This window comes from Paraburkholderia caribensis, from assembly GCF_002902945.1.
Taxonomy (GTDB): domain Bacteria; phylum Pseudomonadota; class Gammaproteobacteria; order Burkholderiales; family Burkholderiaceae; genus Paraburkholderia; species Paraburkholderia caribensis.
On record NZ_CP026103.1, the window covers coordinates 861,230 to 875,150 of the forward strand.

12 protein-coding genes and 1 pseudogene are annotated in these 13,921 nt (G+C 63.5%); 7 read left to right on the forward strand and 6 right to left on the reverse strand.

Translation table 11 applies throughout. The features are described 5' to 3' along the window. Positions 1-106: 106 nt before the first annotated feature. A complete protein-coding gene (locus C2L66_RS33350; RefSeq protein WP_054932076.1) occupies positions 107-568 on the reverse strand; it encodes a RidA family protein in 462 nt (153 codons plus the stop codon). Positions 569-648: 80 nt separating this feature from the next. Continuing rightward, the gene (locus tag C2L66_RS33355) at positions 649-1,482 is read right to left on the reverse strand and encodes an IclR family transcriptional regulator (protein ID WP_060607866.1); all 834 of its coding nucleotides are present in this window, start codon (positions 1,480-1,482) and stop codon (positions 649-651) included. Between the two features lie 118 nt (positions 1,483-1,600). On the opposite strand from C2L66_RS33355, the gene C2L66_RS33360 reads away from it, so the two are divergent. From C2L66_RS33360 to C2L66_RS33370, 3 genes are all read left to right on the forward strand, one after another. After that, positions 1,601-2,800 carry an aminotransferase class V-fold PLP-dependent enzyme gene (locus C2L66_RS33360; protein WP_060607869.1) on the forward strand — a complete coding sequence of 400 codons (1,200 nt, stop codon included), beginning with the start codon at positions 1,601-1,603 and terminating at the stop codon, positions 2,798-2,800. 170 nt (positions 2,801-2,970) lie between these two features. Further along, positions 2,971-4,086 carry a porin gene (locus C2L66_RS33365; RefSeq protein ID WP_054932079.1) on the forward strand — a complete coding sequence of 372 codons (1,116 nt, stop codon included), beginning with the start codon at positions 2,971-2,973 and terminating at the stop codon, positions 4,084-4,086. Between the two features lie 82 nt (positions 4,087-4,168). Then, entirely contained in the window at positions 4,169-5,539 is a 1,371-nt protein-coding gene (locus C2L66_RS33370; protein ID WP_060607872.1) for a GntT/GntP/DsdX family permease, read from the forward strand. Between the two features lie 20 nt (positions 5,540-5,559). Here the strand turns inward: C2L66_RS33370 and C2L66_RS40975 are convergent, their stop codons facing one another. Beyond that, positions 5,560-5,724 carry a hypothetical protein gene (locus C2L66_RS40975; protein ID WP_158512187.1) on the reverse strand — a complete coding sequence of 55 codons (165 nt, stop codon included), beginning with the start codon at positions 5,722-5,724 and terminating at the stop codon, positions 5,560-5,562. Between the two features lie 210 nt (positions 5,725-5,934). On the opposite strand from C2L66_RS40975, the gene C2L66_RS33375 reads away from it, so the two are divergent. After that, positions 5,935-6,882 carry a ketopantoate reductase family protein gene (locus C2L66_RS33375; protein WP_060607874.1) on the forward strand — a complete coding sequence of 316 codons (948 nt, stop codon included), beginning with the start codon at positions 5,935-5,937 and terminating at the stop codon, positions 6,880-6,882. Positions 6,883-6,940: 58 nt separating this feature from the next. Here the strand turns inward: C2L66_RS33375 and C2L66_RS33380 are convergent, their stop codons facing one another. The 3 genes from C2L66_RS33380 to C2L66_RS40980 form a co-directional block, all read right to left on the reverse strand. Next, positions 6,941-9,886 (reverse strand): putative bifunctional diguanylate cyclase/phosphodiesterase, encoded by a 2,946-nt coding sequence (locus C2L66_RS33380; protein ID WP_060607877.1) that lies wholly within the window; start codon positions 9,884-9,886, stop codon positions 6,941-6,943. Positions 9,887-10,026: 140 nt separating this feature from the next. Then, a complete protein-coding gene (locus C2L66_RS33385; RefSeq protein ID WP_233445094.1) occupies positions 10,027-10,692 on the reverse strand; it encodes an N-acyl amino acid synthase FeeM domain-containing protein in 666 nt (221 codons plus the stop codon). Between the two features lie 239 nt (positions 10,693-10,931). Next, on the reverse strand, positions 10,932-11,108 hold the full coding sequence (locus tag C2L66_RS40980; RefSeq protein WP_156516767.1) for a hypothetical protein: 177 nt from the start codon (positions 11,106-11,108) through the stop codon (positions 10,932-10,934). A 27-nt stretch (positions 11,109-11,135) separates the two neighbouring features. On the opposite strand from C2L66_RS40980, the gene C2L66_RS33390 reads away from it, so the two are divergent. From C2L66_RS33390 to ssuD, 3 genes and pseudogenes are all read left to right on the forward strand, one after another. Further along, entirely contained in the window at positions 11,136-12,068 is a 933-nt protein-coding gene (locus tag C2L66_RS33390; RefSeq protein ID WP_060607889.1) for a TauD/TfdA dioxygenase family protein, read from the forward strand. 128 nt (positions 12,069-12,196) lie between these two features. Further along, positions 12,197-12,469: pseudogene (locus C2L66_RS33395) on the forward strand (ABC transporter permease); the annotation flags it as partial. 301 nt (positions 12,470-12,770) lie between these two features. Then, the gene (gene ssuD / locus C2L66_RS33400; protein ID WP_060610395.1) at positions 12,771-13,895 is read left to right on the forward strand and encodes an FMNH2-dependent alkanesulfonate monooxygenase; all 1,125 of its coding nucleotides are present in this window, start codon (positions 12,771-12,773) and stop codon (positions 13,893-13,895) included. The last annotated feature ends 26 nt before the right edge of the window (positions 13,896-13,921 follow it).

Consider the following 13,921-nt stretch of genomic DNA (forward strand, 5'->3'; position numbering starts at 1 on the left):
GTCGCGATCAGCGCGTCATAGCCGATCGACACGCTCAACGCTCTCGCCGGCTGCATGCCGATGCTGGGGGCGGCCGGTCGAGAGCGACTGGCCACTTTCTTGATGGTCAGTCGCGCACGGCGACGATGGCCTCGATTTCGACCGTGATGTTGTTCGGCAGCGAGCCCACGCCGACAGCCGAACGCGAGTGACGGCCGGCATCGCCGAATACCTCGACGAACAGGTCCGAGCAACCGTTAATCACGCGGGGATGCTCGGCAAATTCGGAGGTCGCGTTGACCATGCCCAGCAGCTTGACGACGCGCCGCACACGCTGCAGATCGCCGAGTTCCGCATGCAATACGGCGAGCAGGTTCAGACCGACGAGTTGCGCGTGCCGATAGGCTTCATCGGCCGTGACCGTCGCGCCGACTTTGCCTGTCAGCAGTTGGCCGGTTTCGTCGAGCGGCCCCTGGCCGGACAGAAACAGCAGGCCGCCCTCGCGTGTGCAGTGCATGAAGTTGCCGATGGGCGTCGGCACAGTGGGAAGCGTCAGGCCGCGCGCGCGCAGCCGCTCATAACAATTCATCGGCAAGTCGAAAAGCGAAAGAGTTCTCAGGGAAATTCAATGCGCCGCAAGGCGCTCTGCTGTCAGCGACAGCGGCAGGATCAGCGCCAGCCAAGGCGGGTTTCGATGCGAGCCGCGACGCTCTGCACGGCCTGCGCGTAACGCTCGGTGCCTTGCTCCGCTTTCGCCTCGGGCATCACGATCGAAATGGTGAAGACGCATGCGCCCGAACGGTTCATCACGGGCGCGGCCAGACACGCCACGGATGCATCCGACTCGCCGATCTGGATCGACAGCCGCTCATCGAGCGCTTGCCGTGCGTTGCGCGCGAGCACGTCGGGGCGCGTCTCGGCGCGGCCGGTAGGCGACGGCTGCGCGTATTGCCTGAAAAACGCGGTGCACTCGGCGGCGGGCAAATGTCCCGCCAGCAGTCGCCCGGACGCGGTCCAGTTCACCGGCACGCGGCTGCCCACGCGCGAGGTCACGCGGAAATGGCCGGGGCCTTCGGCCATCTGCAGCACGACCATCATGCCTTCTTCCAGCCCGCACACCTGCACGGTCTCTTCGACTTCCGCCGACAGCCGCTGCATTTCCTCGTTGGCCACTGCGAGGTAGTCGAGCGAGCCTGCATACGTGAGCCCATAACCATAGAGCCGCGAGCCGAGCCAGATCGCACCGTCGGCCGAGCGCGACAACAGGTTCTTGTCGACCATGTCGTTGATGATCGAGTAGACCGTCGACAGCGGCGCGTTCAGGACATGCGCGATCTCATACGCGGTGGCCGGTTTGCCGGCCTCCTGAAGCGCATCGAGAATCTGCACCGCGCGATCGAGTGCGCTGGTGCGCGTGCGAGGCGCGGCGGCTTCGGCAGCGGGGCTCGCATCGACGCGGGCGGGCGTCTGAGCAGCCGCGGTGGAACGGGGCGGTCGTGCCATGTAGTCCTCGGATAGGGATGTTTTTGTCCAGTTGACGCCAGGACATTGTATGTTAGACTCATCCACAATTACAACATATATTCCTTAATTAAGGAATGACGCTTTCGGAGGCGCTGGAATGGACATCCGCTCTCGATCAGGCTTACGCCCCGTCATCAACGTCTCGGGCACGATGACGGGCCTGGGCGCGTCCAGCGTCGGCGCAGCCGTGATCGACATCGTCGCGGAGTTCTTGCCGCAGTTCGTCGAGATCGACGACCTGCAGCGCAAGGCCTCGGCCGCGATCGCGCGGGCGTGCGGCAGCGAAAGCGGGTACGTGACGGCGTCGTGCTCGGCGGCCATCACGTTGAGCATCGCCGCCGCCATGACGGGCGACGACCTCGGCCTGATCGAACGTTTGCCGGACACCACGGGCCTGCGCAACGAAGTCGTCGTGCAGACAGGCCACCTCGTCAATTATGGCGCACCCGTCGACCAGGCGATCCGGCTCGCGGGCGCCCGCGTCGTGCCCGTCGGCGCGGCGACGGAAGCGCATGGCTATCAACTGGCATCGGCAATCGGCGAGCGCACTGCGGCCGCATTGTATGTCGTCTCGCATCACACCGTGCAATACGGCATGATCCCGCTCGAAGCATTCATCGAAGTCGCGCACGCGAAGGGCGTGCCCGTGATCGTCGATGCCGCGTCCGAATACGACCTCACGCGCTTCATCGCGGCGGGCGCCGACCTTGCGCTGTATTCGGCGCACAAGTTTCTGGGCGGGCTGACGGCGGGCATCGTCGCGGGCTCGAAGGCGCTGGTGCGCGCCGCGTATTTCCAGAACGGCGGCATTGGGCGCGGGATGAAGGTCGGCAAGGAAGGCATCGTCGGCGCCATCGCGGCGCTGGAGCAATGGCGCACGCGCGATCACGCTGCCCTGCGCGCAACGGAGCGCAGCTACCTGACGCTGTGGCGGGAAACGCTGAACCGTCAGACGGGCGTATGGGCGGAAATCGAGGCTGACCCGACAGGCAATCCGCTCGACCGTCTGAAGCTTCATATCGATCCGAATCAGGCCCGCATCACCGCGTGGGATCTCGCCGACGCGCTGGCGCATCCGCAAGGCGACGACGCTCCCGTGATCGTGCGCGACCACGAAGCCGAACTGCATTTCTTTTACCTCGATCCATGCAACCTGCACGCGGGCGAAGAGCAGGTGGTGCTTGCGCGGATCGTGGCCGAGCTCGAGCGGGCGCTGGCGTCGCCCGAACCGCTTGTCACGCCGTTTCACAAACGCGACGCGCGCCGGATTGCGGCGCGTCGCGCATGGCCGGATTGAACGAGACAGATAAACCGGCTGCACTGAACTGATTCACTGCCAGCTTCAACGGTCAGATTGGCCGATGCACCTTGTTCAAGGTGCTGCTTCGTCACGTCTGTTTAGGATGCCTTAAGTCATTGGATCAGCCATCAATCCATTGACTTTTATTTCAACCAGAGGAAACCACGATGTATAACAAGATTGCCCGCTCAGCCATTGCCGTCGCTGTTGCCGGACTCGGCATGCAAGCCGCCCACGCGCAAAGCAGCGTCACGCTGTATGGCATCGTCGATGCCGGCTTTACGTACACGAACAACCAGAAGGGCGAGCACAACATCCAGGCGACGCAGGGCAACGTACAGGGCTCGCGCTGGGGCCTGCTCGGCAGCGAGGACCTGGGCGGCGGCAACAAGGTGCTGTTCCGCCTCGAAAACGGCTTCAGCCTGGAGACGGGCGCGTTGGGCCAGGGCGGCCGCCTGTTCGGCCGCAGCGCATGGGTCGCGCTGCAAAACAGCAAGGCAGGCACGATTACGCTCGGCCGCCAGTACAACAGCGTGCAGGACTATCTGTCGAACCTGCAGGCCAACGGCGTCGGCGCGTTGAGCCAGTATGGCAACGCGGTCTACGACAACGACGACCTGAACAACACGTACCGCACCAGCAACGCAGTGAAGTACACGACGCCGACGATCGCCGGCTTCACCGCGAATGCCATGTACGCGTTCTCGAACACGGCGGGCGACTTCGCCAACAACCGCGCATGGAGCGTCGGCGCCGACTACGTGAACGGCCCGTTGCGCCTCGACGCCGCGTACTCGCTCACCAACCAGCCGGCGACCAGTACAACGGGCGCCGCACCGTCCGACAACTACTACAGCACGAGCACCTCGATCATCAGCAACGTGAAGCGCAACCAGGTATGGGGTGCGGGCGGTGCATACACGATCGGTCCGGCGACGCTCGCGCTGCTGTACACGAATTCGCACTTCGACATCATCGCGGGCGGCAGCCTGCACTTCCAGAACTACGAAGCGATGCTCAAGTACCAGGCGACGCCCGCAACGCTCGTCACGCTCGGCTACATCTACACGCTGCAGAACAGCACGGCGGCGTCGGCGAAGAACGCGCACTACAACCAGCTTGCACTGGGCGGCGAGTACTTCCTGTCGAAGACGACTGACCTGTACCTGAACGGTATCTATCAGCGCGCGTCGGGCGCGAATGCGTGGATTGAAGGCATTTCGAATCCGTCGAGCAATCAAGGCCAGTTCGTCACCGTGGCAGGCATCCGCCACAAGTTCTAACGCCCGGCATGGCAACAGGCATGAAAGCGCGTCATCGCAGCGCGCCGTGTGCTGTTGCCGATCACCTTTATCAGGAGCAAACATGGCGACCGTCACCGGCAGTCTGCTACTCGTCTACGCATTGATCGCGATCGTCGCACTCGTCGTGCTGATCGCACGCTTCAAACTGAATCCGTTCATCACGCTGATGGTGGTGTCGGTCGCGCTCGCGCTGTCCGTCGGCATGCCGATGACGTCGATTCTCAAGTCGTTCGAAACGGGCGTCGGCGGCACGCTCGGGCATATCGCAATCGTGGTCGGCCTCGGCACGATGCTCGGCAAGATGATGGCCGAGTCGGGCGGCGCCGAGCGTATCGCGCGCACGCTGATCGACCTGTTCGGACCGAAGAACGTGCACTGGGCGATGATGTGCATCGCGTTCCTGGTCGGCCTGCCCGTGTTCTTCGAAGTGGGCTTCGTGCTGCTGATCCCGATTGCGTTCAACGTTGCGCAGCGCACAGGCACCTCGATGATCCGCGTCGGCATTCCGATGGTCGCGGGTCTGTCCGTCGTGCACGGGCTGATTCCGCCGCACCCGGCCGCACTGCTGGCCGTCACCGCGTATGGCGCGGATATCGGTCACACGATCTTCTACGCGCTGATCGTCGGCATTCCGACTGCGGCCATTGCCGGTCCGCTGTTTTCAAAGCTGATTGCGCGCGTCGTGGTACTGGACGGCGTGAATCCGATGGCGCAACAGTTCATCGAGCAGGATGCGAGGCGTGCCAACCAGGCCTTGCCGGGGTTCGGCATCACGCTGTTGACGGTGCTGTTGCCGGTCTTGCTGATGCTGGTCGGTAGCTGGGCCGACCTGATCGTGCCCGCGAAGACCACGGCCAACGACGTGCTGCATCTGATTGGCCATCCCGACATGGCGCTGCTGCTGGCCGTGCTGCTGAGCTTCTACACGTTCGGCACGACACGCGGCTTCGGGCGCGAGCAAATCCTGAAGTTCACCAACGAGTGTCTCGCGCCGACCGCGAGCATCACGCTGGTGGTGGGCGCGGGTGCGGGCTTCGGGCGCATTCTGATCGACAGCGGCGCGTCGAAGGCGATCGTCGATGTCGCGACGGGCGCGCATGTGCCGCTGCTGATCCTCGCATGGCTGGTGGCGGCGCTGATTCGCGTTGCAACGGGTTCGGCGACGGTCGCGATGGCGACGGCAGCGGGCATCATCGCGCCGATCGCGGCAGCGGCCGCATCGACGGCGACGGGCGTGCGCCCCGAACTGCTGGTGCTGGCAACGGGCGCGGGCTCGCTGATCCTGTCGCACGTCAACGACGGAGGCTTCTGGCTCGTGAAGGAGTACTTCGGCATGAGCGTGCCGCAGACCTTCAAGACGTGGACGGTTTGCGAAACGATCATCTCCGTCACGGCATTGTTACTGACGCTGGGTGTCGCGGCTGTGGTGTGAGATTTGCCGGATGACGGCCGTCACCCCGACTCGATGATCTGCCGAGGCTGGCGAGCGCCGCTTGCCAGCCCGGAATCGACGTTCGACGCTTCAAGCGAACTTTCAGAGACGCTCCGTGCGCTTCGCGCCGCGGGCCGCAGCAGCGACGCCTCGTCGCTGGCGATGGCAAAAAAACGCGGATACATTTCGACACCCCTGAGAAATATGGGAGACAAGTTCCGTTCATCTAATGGCATCGGGCGCCGCGATTTTGTCGAACATGTCGAACCCCGCTGATTCACGCGCGGGCGCAAGGAATAGTCGACGCGGCCAGGTGTTATCGGTAGATAGCGTTCCTTGATGGTTTGGCACATCAGGCGCGCATTCACCGACGGTGTCAAAAGTGAGAGGGCTAAATGAAAGTTGCAGTGATGGGCGCAGGCGCAGTGGGCTGTTTCTACGGCGGCATGCTTGCCAGAGCCGGGCATGAAGTGACGTTGATCGGCAGGCAGAATCATGTTTCAGCCATCGTGCGAACGGGACTGCGCCTCGAGTCGCGCGCTTTCGACGAATTCATCGACGTACGGGCATGCACGGATGCTTCGGGTGTGGCGGGCGCAGACACGATCCTGCTTTGCGTCAAGTCGCCCGATACGCAAGCCGCGGTGGAGGCGATGAAGCCCTACCTTTCGGCGTCTGCCGTTATCGTCACGCTACAAAACGGCGTCGATAACGCTGAACGGGTCCGCACCCTGGTCGAGTGCGAAGTACTGGCTGCCGTCGTCTACGTCGGAAGCGAGATGGGCGGACCGGGCCACGTGCGACATCACGGACGCGGCGAACTGATCATCGAGCCGGGCAGTTCCGGCGAGCGTCTCGCTCGCGCCCTGAATGACGCGGAGATATCGACTTCGGTATCCGCGAACGTACGCGGCGCGCTCTGGGAAAAGCTCGTTTTGAACTGCGCGTACAACGCGATTTCGGCACTCGTTCAATTGCCTTTCGGCGAGCTTTGTCAGCGAGGCGGGATAGCGGTGAACCAGGCAATGCGCGATATCGTCGCGGAATGCCTTGCGGTTGCCGGCGCGGACGGCGTGAACATCTCCAGGGACGTGGACGCGACGGTAGCAAGAATCATGGCGACAATTCCGGCGGGCCAGTATTCATCGACGGCACATGACGTCGCGACACACCGGCCCAGCGAAATCGACCATCTGAATGGGCATATCGTGGGCCGCGGCGCGGCGCTCGGCATCGCCACGCCCGTCAATCATCTTTTGATGATGATGGTTCGGGTTCTCGACAAGCAGCGTGCCGACCAACATTCGGTGAAAGCGGCGCTGGCGGATAGGTTGCTGATCTGAAGCCCGCATTTTCCGGCCGCCACCCGATGCCGCGCAGCGACACGCGGCCGTCACCGCCTCACACCGCGTTTTCACGCTCCAGTCGCTGATCGTCAGCGCCCCGATGCGTGGTCTGCTGTTCTTTCAGATACCGCGCGAGCTCGCCGTTCGTCACGAAGCTCGCGGCTGAGGAGGCCGCGAGAATGTCACTGGCTTCTTGCGGTTTCGCGATCCCGAAGCCCTGCACGTAGTCGACGCCCAGTTCCTCCAGCGCGCGCAGGGTCTGGAAGTCTTCGACCCACTCCGCGATGCTGCGCATGCCCAGATTGCGCGCGAGCGTAATGATCGCCTCGACGATCGCGATATCGGCGGGATGGTTGCACATCGTGCGTACGAACTCGCCGTCGATCTTCAATGCATCGGCCGACAGTTTCTTCAGGTAACGCAACGAGGTCTGCCCCGCGCCGAAATCGTCGATGGCGATCTTTGCACCCATGTCGTGCACGCGCGCGATGAAGCGTTCCGTATGTTCGAGATCGTGCAGCGCGACGCTTTCGGTAATTTCGATGCACAGGTAATGGACGATGTCCGCATGACGCGAGAACAGCGCGAACAACTCGTCGAGGAAATGTTCGTCGTTGAGCGAACCGCCGCTCAGGTTCACGCACACGAAGCGCGTGGTGGAGAGCGACGCGCGGTTCTCGCTGAGCCATGCGAGCGTCGTCGTGAGCACCCAGCGGTCGATCTCCACGATCGTGCCCGAGTCTTCGGCGGCGGCGATCAGTTTCGCAGCCGTCGCCACTGCGCCGTCCGGCGTGCGCATGCGCAGCAGTATCTCGAAGTCGAGCGCTTCGGTCGGCGTGTGCATCGACATGATCGGTTGCATCACGAGGAACAGCCCGTCGGGCAGGCGGCTTTGTCCCAGCGCCTCGATCAGGTTGATTTCGGCGGCGCGCTCCTCGAAGGCGGGCGCGCCCTTGCGCAGCGCCACGAGCCGCGCATTACCGCCGCGTTTCGCGGCGCGGCACGCACGGTCCGCATAGGCGAGGGCGTCCAGCGCGCGTTCGCCTTGCGAGCACTCGACGACACCGATCGATCCCCGCACCTGGAACGCTCGCGTGTCGACATGAAACGGCGCGGCGTTCAACGCCGTGACGAGTTCGCGGCAACGCACGATGGCGTCGTCGATCGGCATGTTCGCGAGCACGCACACGAACTCGTCGCCGCCAATGCGCCCGATAGGGATATGGGCGCCGAGACGCTCGACGAGGCGCGCAGCGACATGCCGCAGGATTTCGTCGCCCGTTCCGTGTCCGAACAGGTCGTTGAACACCTTGAAGCGGTCGAGATCGAGATACGCGAGTGCCCATGGGGCGCTTTCGCCGCATTGCCGGTCGATGGCATGCTCGACGCCGCGACGGTTCAGGAGACCCGTCAGCGGGTCGTGTTCGGCGAGGAAGTGCAGCCGCTCGACCGCTTTCGAGCGGTCCGTCACGTCCTCGAGCGAGCCTTCGATAAAGCCGTTCGCGCGGATCGCCCGCAAGGAGTAGCGCCGCGAGTCCGTCTTCGTGCCCGCTGCGCCGTCGATTTCGATCGACGCCGAGTCGTCGCGTCCCAGCAATTCGCCAAGGGCGTGCTCGGCGCCCGGCGCGAAATAGTCGCCCCAGCGGCGCGTGCCGTCCTGTTCGTCATTCAGACCGAGCATGGCGTGCAGCGCCGGATTGGCGCGGACGAAGCAGCTTGCTCCGTTCAGCGTGAAGAGGCCGATCGGCGTGACGTCATAGGTGTTGCGCAGTTCGACCTGCATCTGGCGGCGGCGCTCGCGTTCTTCGCGCATCCGTTCCGCAATCGCGAACGCACACAGCATGCTCGACGACAGCGCCGTCACGACGGGGCTGTGCGTGCCCGCCAGCGCTTTCACGCCGAACGCGGCGGCGAGCACTTCCGACAGCGTCGCGACCAGCACGATGGCCATCGACGCGACATACCAGAGCACCGTGCGCGAGCGCGCCTTGAAGAACAACTGCACGAGGAAGTAGGTCAGCACCAGGATGCAGAAACTGGCCGTCGCCCACAGCACGGGAATGAAGTGCCTGTAACTCAGCAGGAACGCAGCGGCCATCAGCACGCAGCCGCCGTACCGCACGGCCTGCAGGCTCCAGCGCAGACCGATCGCTTTCAGTTCGCGCCGAAACAGTTCCACGAACAGTGTCGTGGTCAGCACGTAGTAGGCCGCGAACGTGAACTCCCGCAAAAACTCGATATGGTCAGGCGGGACGATCCGGCCCAGCCATTCGGTGTCAAAGCCCATCGCGTTGGCGCTCAACCGCAGATTGCCGACGAGCCAGGCGGCAAAAATGACGTACGTCCATTCGCGGTTGATGATGGCCGTCACGAACACGAAGATGGCGAGCGTCAGCAGGCCGCCCGTGATCAGCGCTGCGCTCTGGTAAAAGTCGAGCGTCGTTTCCTCGAGCTTGTCGAGGCTCGACGCCGAGGCGCTGATATAGGCGGGCCCCGAAAACGTGCCCCGGCACAGTATCTGTGCATCGGGCGTGTGCCCGTCGAGCTTCAGCGCAAAACCGGCCTTGTTGTCGCGCATCGCGCCGCTCGTGCCGTGGCGGTCGCCCGCACCGAGCAGCGTGGCGACGGGGCCCGCGCGCCAGCAGGAAATCGTTTGCGCGTGCCGCGACGGAAGATCGACGAAAGTGGCGTCGTCGCCCCCCATGGCGGGCGCGGTGAACATGAACCAGAACGGCGTTTCCGCCAGATGGGTACTGAAACGGGTGGTGTGCGGGCCGCTGCGCAGGCGTTCGACAGCGGCAGCGGGCGACAGCGTCGCCGACGGATCAGCGATCACGGAGAAGCTCAGCGGAACCGTCCCCGTCGTATCGAATTGGCGCGGCGCCCAGAGCAGGACGGCAACAGTGCCAAGCGCAATGACAAATGGCGCTACGTATACAGAGAAGCGCAGGAAAGCCCAGCCGGTCAGTCGGTCCCGAAACGCCCACTTAACGCTTGTCATCTGCTGCGGTTCCCCAGTGACTTCATTCCCGATTTCATTGCAATGCTCCGGCGGTCGGCAGCGAAAACACGATTGCGCCGACGTCCCCCCTCTTGTGGTCCGCCCGAATGACTTCGGGCGGACACCTTGCTCTACCTGCCTTACGCTTCGCTCAACGACCTCAGGTATTCCGGGGCGCTGTCCGGCACGCTGCCGCGCTCGATGCCGGGGCCGGCTTCGCCGCGCAGCGCTGCGACACTGACGTCGATGTCGACGTGATCCGTTTCGAAAAAGAACCCGAAGAACGGATGGTTGACCTTCGCCCAGCGCTGGCGGACCAGTGCAACCGGCTTTGCCATGACCCGATGCGGCAACCCGCCGACGTGCGACATCGGCAGGAATTCATTCTGGCCGTACACATCTTCGAAGAGCATCGCCTCGTATTCCCGATCGAGCGGCGAACGAGCGGTAATTAACATCCAGTCGACCGCGTTCTGCGCGCAAAACATGTAATACGCCTTGCACAGCGCCACCTTCACCATCCGCCCGATCGCGCCGCGCGCGACGCCGAGCCGGGTTGCCTCGGCGAGGCGCGCCTGGCTCAGCCAGTCCGGCAGATGGACCGATTGTTCGACGGCGAGCGGAGCGAAGGCGTTCGTCTGGACCCGCATGGTGCCGAGCGGGCCGCCGTCCAGCCGCGATTGCGCGAGTAGCACGACCGTGCCGGGCGCGCCATCCAGCGCTTCGACGCTCATGGTCTCGGCGAATTCCGGCAAATGCCGCCGATACGCCGCGCGGCGCATCTCGACGGCCATGTCGAGTTCCATGCGGTTACTTACCACCCTTATCGTAAACGGCAGCCTTTCCGTTTTCTTTACCGTGCCCGAACTAAAGCCCTCTTCGAGCAACGTATAACCCGTATTTTGCTTCAAAACGACTGAATCGATGCGGTCCATATCAACCCCGTAGGTGAGTGAGAAAAAAGGTCGCCGCGTTCAAAACGGAGAACCGCGCCGAACGCGACAAACTAGAGTCTCATGAACGCAGATGCGGGTCATATGCAGCGTCAAATCAATTCAGATGGCGCGGTTAGCGCCATTGCCGGCAAAACCTTCGAATATAGGCAGTCGCGCGCCGCATCGAAAATGAGCGTTTCATCGAAGCTACGCACGGTATCGATGAACAAGGTGTGCGAATTGGTTGGTTGTATTGCGCCACGCCACGATGATTTGATGACGGTCACTTTCCACTCTCGACAACGGAGATCGTCATGAGCACAGTGCTGGAGCAGCCGCAATCGCACGTCGATGACCACCAGGAATTGCGGGTGCGCCGCTACAAGCCGTTGATCGGCGCAGTCATCGAGAACGTCGATCTGTCGAAACCGCTCTCCGACGATAACCGTCAGGCATTGCGTCAGGCGCTTGTCGATCACGGTGTGATCTTTTTTCGTGAACAGACGCTCACGCCCGAGCAGCACGTGGCGCTCGCGCGCATCTTCGGCAATCCGATCCGCAAGAACATTTATTTGCCTGCCGTGGCAGGGTTTCCAGAAATCGAAGTCATTGCTCATAGCGACAAGACGCGCTCGGGCGGCACGGACAACTGGCATGTCGACGTGTCGTGGCAGCCTCAACCGCCCAAGGCCACCGTGCTCCGTGCACAGGAAATTCCCGAAGGGGGCGGCGGCGACACGATCTGGTCCTCGTCGGCGGCAGTCTACGATTTGCTGGACCCCGATCTGGCCCGCTACTTCGAAAAGCTGACGGCGGTGAACACGTTCATCGCATCGCCGAAAAAGAGCGCGTTGTCGGAACTGCTGAGTGGCTATGACGTTCCGGAGGGCACGCAGGAAGACAGCGTCGAAGCAGGGCTGGCGCGCGTGCGCGACGCCGCGCAGAAATACCCGCCCATCGAAGTGCCCGTCATCAAGACGCACCCGGAAAACGGCCGCAAGCTCGTGTTCGTCAACGAAGGCCATACGAGCCATGTGCTGGGCGTCTCGAAGACGGCAAGCCAGAGCCTGCTCAATTACCTCTACGACCTGATCAAGACGCCCGAAGTGCAGGCGCGTTTCGAATGGCGCGCGGGCGATGTCGCGATCTGGGACAACCGGCAGGTGCAGCACTACGCCGCCCGCGACTATGGATCGGCGCGGCGGCGCATTCACCGCATCACGCTGGAACACGATGGCGTGTTCTGAGCACGCCTGAACGCGATACGTCACGCAACGCTCTTCTCGCACTTTTCACTACGGAACCTGTTCAATGAAGCGTCGTGTCTTTCACATGGGACGCCGCGTCGCGGCGCTCCTTGGCGCGAGCCTGATCGCAGCTGTTTCTGAAAGTCGTGCTGCCCGCTTCTGTGCCCGCCGTGTTCACGGGTATCCGCGTGGCGGGCGCGTATTCGATTCTGGTGCTGATTGCGGCAGAAATGGTTGGGGCGAAGGCCGGACTCGGCTACCTCGTGAACTACTCGCAATTCACCTTCGAAATTCCGAAGATGTATGCGGGCCTCGTCACGCTCGCGGTGCTGGGACTCGCGTTCAATCAGGCCGTGGTGGTTGCGGAGCGGCGGCTCACGGCCTGGCGCGGCGAAGACTGACACATAGCGGTATTACTGGCGACACGCAGCGAACGCTTCAGTCTCTCGCGCATGCGCCGAGCGAACGGGGCCGTGTGGCGACGCGGAGCGCGATTGCTGCCAATGGATAAAGACGATTACGTACCGGACGTTTCGCGGCGCCATTCCCAAAGCACATCTCCTCATAAGCATTTCCGGATTCGATAGTAGGCCTGGCTCGACGGTACTGATCCAATATGCGATTACCCTGGGGATGCGCCTGCATCGCGCGGGGTGTGACCATACGCACGCGTGGCGCCGCGTACATGCCGAAGGAGCATTCATGAGTCTGGATATCTTCTGGTTTCTGCCGACCTCGGGCGATACCCGCTATCTCGGCAAATCCGATTTCGGCCGGCCGCCGACCAACGAATACATGCGTCAGATCGCCGTCACGGCGGAAGATCTGGGCTATGACGGCCTGTTGATTCCCACGGGCAGCAGTTGCCAGGACCCCTGGGTCACGGCGGCAAGCCTGATTCCCGTCACGCAGCGCATCAAGCTGCTGGTCGCGCTGCGTACGTCGATCAGCGGCCCGACGGCGGCCGCACGTCAGGCGGCGACGCTCGATCAGGCCTTGCACGGGCGTCTGCTGCTCAACGTCGTGCCGGGCGGCGATGCGACCGAACTCGCCGCCGACGGCGTGTTCTACACCCACGACGAACGCTACGCGGCCGCCGACGAGTTTCTCGGTGTCTGGCGCGATCTGCTCGCGGGCGAGACGGTGGACTTCAAGGGCAAATACGTTCACGTCGAGCAGGCGCGCAACTTTCATCCGCCCGCGCAGCAGCCGCATCCGCCGCTGTACTTCGGCGGTTCTTCGCCAGCCGCGCACGAGCTCGCCGCCAAACACGTCGATGCGTATCTGACCTGGGGCGAGCCGCCCGCCGCGGTTGCCGAAAAGTTCGCCGATGTCCAGCGGCGCGCGGCGGCGTATGGCCGCAAGCTTCGGCTCGGTGTCCGGCTGCATGTGATCGTGCGCGAAACCAATGACGAAGCATGGGCCGAAGCGGACCGCCTGATCAGCAAGCTCGATGACGAGGACATCCGCCGCGCCCAGGAAAACTACGCGCGGATGGACTCGGTGGGGCAGCGCCGCATGGCCGAGTTGCACGGCGGACGCCGCGACAAGCTGGAGATCAGTCCCAACCTGTGGGCGGGCGTCGGCCTCGTGCGCGGCGGCGCAGGCACGGCCCTCGTGGGCGACGCGCAGACCGTCGCGGCGCGGCTTCAGGAATACGTCGATGCGGGCGCCGATAGCTTCGTGCTGTCGGGCTATCCGCATCTCGAAGAGTCGATCCGTTTTGCGGAGCTGGTGTTCCCGCTGTTGCCCGGCAAGAAGCCGGTGACGTTGCGTGATCAGGTGCTCACGGGCGGCGCCTTCGACGTGCGGGCCGGCAAGGTTTAACGGGAAGGTTGCCCAGCCATCGGCAG

What these genes read in the sequence shown, in the direction of transcription:
- C2L66_RS33350 (WP_054932076.1), bottom strand. Translation starts at nt 568, where the DNA reads ATGAATTGTTATGAGCGGCTGCGCGCGCGCGGCCTGACGCTTCCCACT.
- C2L66_RS33355 (WP_060607866.1), bottom strand. Translation starts at nt 1,482, where the DNA reads ATGGCACGACCGCCCCGTTCCACCGCGGCTGCTCAGACGCCCGCCCGC.
- C2L66_RS33360 (WP_060607869.1), top strand. Translation starts at nt 1,601, where the DNA reads ATGGACATCCGCTCTCGATCAGGCTTACGCCCCGTCATCAACGTCTCG.
- C2L66_RS33365 (WP_054932079.1), top strand. Translation starts at nt 2,971, where the DNA reads ATGTATAACAAGATTGCCCGCTCAGCCATTGCCGTCGCTGTTGCCGGA.
- C2L66_RS33370 (WP_060607872.1), top strand. Translation starts at nt 4,169, where the DNA reads ATGGCGACCGTCACCGGCAGTCTGCTACTCGTCTACGCATTGATCGCG.
- C2L66_RS40975 (WP_158512187.1), bottom strand. Translation starts at nt 5,724, where the DNA reads ATGTATCCGCGTTTTTTTGCCATCGCCAGCGACGAGGCGTCGCTGCTG.
- C2L66_RS33375 (WP_060607874.1), top strand. Translation starts at nt 5,935, where the DNA reads ATGAAAGTTGCAGTGATGGGCGCAGGCGCAGTGGGCTGTTTCTACGGC.
- C2L66_RS33380 (WP_060607877.1), bottom strand. Translation starts at nt 9,886, where the DNA reads ATGACAAGCGTTAAGTGGGCGTTTCGGGACCGACTGACCGGCTGGGCT.
- C2L66_RS33385 (WP_233445094.1), bottom strand. Translation starts at nt 10,692, where the DNA reads ATGGAACTCGACATGGCCGTCGAGATGCGCCGCGCGGCGTATCGGCGG.
- C2L66_RS33390 (WP_060607889.1), top strand. Translation starts at nt 11,136, where the DNA reads ATGAGCACAGTGCTGGAGCAGCCGCAATCGCACGTCGATGACCACCAG.
- ssuD (WP_060610395.1), top strand. Translation starts at nt 12,771, where the DNA reads ATGAGTCTGGATATCTTCTGGTTTCTGCCGACCTCGGGCGATACCCGC.